Below are 3,387 nucleotides of genomic sequence, written 5' to 3' on the forward strand. Positions count from 1 at the left end.
CCTTCATGGCCGTCTTTTTCATGGCGGGCGTGCCGCTGAAGTGGGTGGCGGCGCTGGCGGCGGCGGGGGCGGCGGGTGTCGTGGGCCTGTATTTCAGCTTCAGCCACATGCGCGATCGTCTCAGCCGCTTCGGCTCGGACGACGCCGGGGCCACCTATCAGATCGACCGCGCGTCAGAGGCCATTCGTGCCGGTGGCCTGGTCGGACGCGGGGTGGGCGAGGGGGTGATGAAGCGCTCGGTGCCCGACCTGCACACGGACTTCATCTATTCCGTCGGGGCCGAGGAGTTCGGCCTGGTGCTGAGCCTGATCATGATCGGCCTGTTCGGCTTCATCGTCCTGCGCGGCATGCAGAAGGCGATGCGGCTGCGCGACCCGTTCGAGCAGACGGCGGCGGCGGGGCTGTTCATCCTGATCGGGCTGCAGGCCAGCATCAACATTGCCGTCAACCTGAGCCTCGTTCCGACCAAGGGGATGACCCTGCCGTTCATCAGCTATGGCGGTTCGTCGATGGTGGCCATGGGGCTGACCATGGGGCTGGCCCTGGCCCTGACCCGCAAGCGACCGGGGGCCTATGAGCCGGGGGCCAGTCTGCCGCGTCGGCGGATGTTGGGCTAGAACGTATCCATGACCTCCAGACTCTGCGTCGTCGCCGCCGGTGGGACCGGTGGGCATATGTTCCCGGCCGAGGCCCTGTCGCGTGAGCTGGCCGGGCGCGGCTGGCGGATCGTGCTGGCCACGGACCGGCGGGGCGAGGCCTATGCCCAGAACTTCCCGGCCGAGGAGCGGATCGCGCTGGACGCCGCCACCGGGCGCGGGCCGATCGGCATGGCCAGGGCCGGGCTGGCCATCACGCGCGGCGTGGTTCAGGCGCGGTCGGCGCTGAAGCGGTTGGATGCGGCGGTCGTGGTCGGCTTCGGCGGCTACCCTTCCGCCCCCGCCCTGCTGGCCGCGCTCAGCCAGGGTCGGCCGACCCTGCTCCACGAACAGAACGCGGTGCTGGGCCGCACCAATCGCTGGCTCAGTCCCTATGTCGGGGCCGTGGCTTCATCCTTTCCGAACCTGCAGAAGGTGCCGCAGGGCGTCGGCGCGCGGGTGACCCTGATCGGCAATCCGGTGCGGGCCGACATCCGGGCGCTGGGCGAGCGGGCGTTTCTGGCCCCGACCGGGGACGGGGCGATCCACCTGCTGGTCACCGGCGGCAGCCAGGGCTCGCGCATCCTGTCCGAGACCGTGCCCCAGGCGCTGGCGGCCCTGCCCGAGGCGTTGCGCACACGCCTGCGGGTGCAGCAGCAGTCGCGGCCCGAGACGCTGGAGGCGGCGCGTGCCGTCTATGTCCAGGCGGGCATTGAGGCCGAGATCGCGCCCTTCTTCTCCGATATGGCCCGGCGTCTATCGCAGGCGCATCTGGTCATCGGCCGGGCCGGGGCCTCGACCTGTTCGGAGCTGGCGGTGGCGGGCCTGCCGTCCCTGCTGATCCCGCTCAAGATCGCCATGGACGACCATCAGCGGTTCAATGCCCTCAGCCTGGTTCAGGCGGGTGGAGCCGAAATGGTGCTGGAGGACGAGGTGACGGTCGACCGACTGGCTGCATCGCTAGCGGCCATGCTGTCGGACCCCGCCCGACTGTCGGCCATGAGCGTGGGTGCACGCTCTGCGGCCCTGCCGGACGCCACTTCGGATCTGGCCGACATGGTCGAGGCGGTGGCGATCTGAAGGCCGGCCTTCGCCTCGCCACCGTGACGCGCTAAACGTCGCCCATGCCGACCTTCATCCAGGACATGACCCGCGAGGTCTTCCGCCTCTGGCGCGAATTCTACTGGCTGCCCGAATGGGTGGTCATCTCCGTCATCGTCGGCGTCTTCGTCTTCGTCGGCTGGGCGGCCAATCAGGTGGTGTTCAGCCTGCTGAAATGGGTGGTGCGCAAGAAGGACGTCTTCTGGCGCGGAGTCGTCGGTCGCGCGCGGCTGAAGGTGCGGATCGCGGTCATGATCATCGCGGTGGCCCTGGGCGTCACCGTCTCCCCCATGGACCCGGAGCCGTCGTTGCTGATCCGGCAGGCCCTGCTGTTCGGCTTCATCCTGGTGTGCGGCTGGATGCTGGCCGGGGCCGTGGACATGGGGGCCGTCGTCCATCTGCGGAAGTTCAACATGGACGCCGAGGACAACCTCAGCGCCCGCAAGCATGTGACCCAGACCCGCATCCTGCAAAGGGTCTCGGCCCTGCTGATCGCCCTGATCACCCTGGGACTGGCGCTGCTGACCATACCGGGCGTGCGGCAGTGGGGGCTGTCGCTGCTGGCCTCGGCCGGCGTCGTCGGCATCGTGGCCGGCCTGGCGCTACAGCCCTTCCTGACCAATCTGATCGCGGGCATCCAGATCGCCACGGCCCAGCCGATCCGCCTGGACGACGCCGTCATCGTCGAGGGCGAATGGGGCCGGGTGGAGGAGATCACCTCGACCTATGTGGTGGTCAAGCTGTGGGACTGGCGGCGGATGATCCTGCCGCTGACCTATTTCATCCAGAAGCCGTTCCAGAACTGGACCCGCGACAACGCCAGCCTGATCGGCACGGCTTTTCTGTATGTCGACTACCAAGCCCCCATCGACCGGCTGCGCACGAAGCTGGAGGAGATCGCCCATGCCTCGCCGCTGTGGGACGGCGATGTGGTCTCGCTGCAGGTCACGGAGGTGACCGAGCGCACGGTCCAGGTCCGCTGTCTGACCAGCGCCCGCAACGCGTCGATCGCCTTCGACCTGCGCTGCGAGGTCCGCGAGAAGATGCTCGCCTTCATGCGCGATGAGTTGCCCGAGGCACTGCCGAGGGATCGGCTGGGGTGGGATCGCAACGCGGCCCCCGTCTCGCCGCAGGGCTAGCCACCCGCGTCCAGATTGGCCCGGCCCTGTCTAACGGCCTCCTCCAGCGTGGTGGCATCGGTGTCGTAGTCCTCCGGATTGCAGGCCGCGACGACGATTTCGAAAGCATCGCCGCCCTGAACCGCTTCGTACGACGGGGCGTCGTCAGGCGTGGATGGCCCCTCTTCACCGCCTTCGCGCACGCCGGCGAAATCCAGCCGGTCCACATGGCCCCGGGGCCCGCAGTCGAACCGCCACCACGACCAGCCGCCCCAGTAGGGCGTGCCGGCGGCGCGGAAATCCGGCTCCACCACCTGAAACACGCGGATGCGCCCACCGTCGCCTTCGGGCTCCAGACTCGCCAGGTCGACATATTGCGCGAACCGCCCGGCCCCCAGAAAGACGAAGCGATGCGGGCCCTCAGGCTCGGCGAAGGTCAGCACCGACAGCAGGCTCAGGATCATGCCCGATCGTAACCGCCCATTGACCCGCGCGCGATAGGGTCGGTCCATGACGCGCTTCATGACGCTGGA

At 68.7% G+C, this 3,387-nt stretch carries 4 protein-coding genes; 3 read left to right on the forward strand and 1 reads right to left on the reverse strand.

Features of this window, described 5'->3' with window-relative positions:
* The 3 genes from JHC81_RS14100 to JHC81_RS14110 form a co-directional block, all read left to right on the forward strand.
* On the forward strand, positions 1–617 hold a 617-nt coding region (locus JHC81_RS14100; RefSeq protein ID WP_292175729.1), incomplete at its 5' end, for an FtsW/RodA/SpoVE family cell cycle protein.
* Positions 618–626: 9 nt separating this feature from the next.
* Positions 627–1,715, forward strand: a complete 1,089-nt coding sequence (murG, locus tag JHC81_RS14105; RefSeq protein WP_292175731.1) for an undecaprenyldiphospho-muramoylpentapeptide beta-N-acetylglucosaminyltransferase — start codon at positions 627–629, stop codon at positions 1,713–1,715.
* Positions 1,716–1,759: 44 nt separating this feature from the next.
* The gene (locus tag JHC81_RS14110) at positions 1,760–2,875 is read left to right on the forward strand and encodes a mechanosensitive ion channel family protein (protein ID WP_292175733.1); all 1,116 of its coding nucleotides are present in this window, start codon (positions 1,760–1,762) and stop codon (positions 2,873–2,875) included.
* Here JHC81_RS14110 and JHC81_RS14115 read toward each other — a convergent pair.
* Positions 2,872–3,387 (reverse strand): hypothetical protein (locus tag JHC81_RS14115; RefSeq protein ID WP_292175735.1); only part of this gene is annotated, 516 nt, incomplete at its 5' end. The two genes, JHC81_RS14110 and JHC81_RS14115, sit on opposite strands and share 4 nt — an antisense overlap.

It is taken from the genome of Brevundimonas sp., assembly GCF_016463295.1.
Classification (GTDB): domain Bacteria; phylum Pseudomonadota; class Alphaproteobacteria; order Caulobacterales; family Caulobacteraceae; genus Brevundimonas.

What these genes read in the sequence shown, in the direction of transcription:
- murG (WP_292175731.1), top strand. Translation starts at nt 627, where the DNA reads ATGACCTCCAGACTCTGCGTCGTCGCCGCCGGTGGGACCGGTGGGCAT.
- JHC81_RS14110 (WP_292175733.1), top strand. Translation starts at nt 1,760, where the DNA reads ATGCCGACCTTCATCCAGGACATGACCCGCGAGGTCTTCCGCCTCTGG.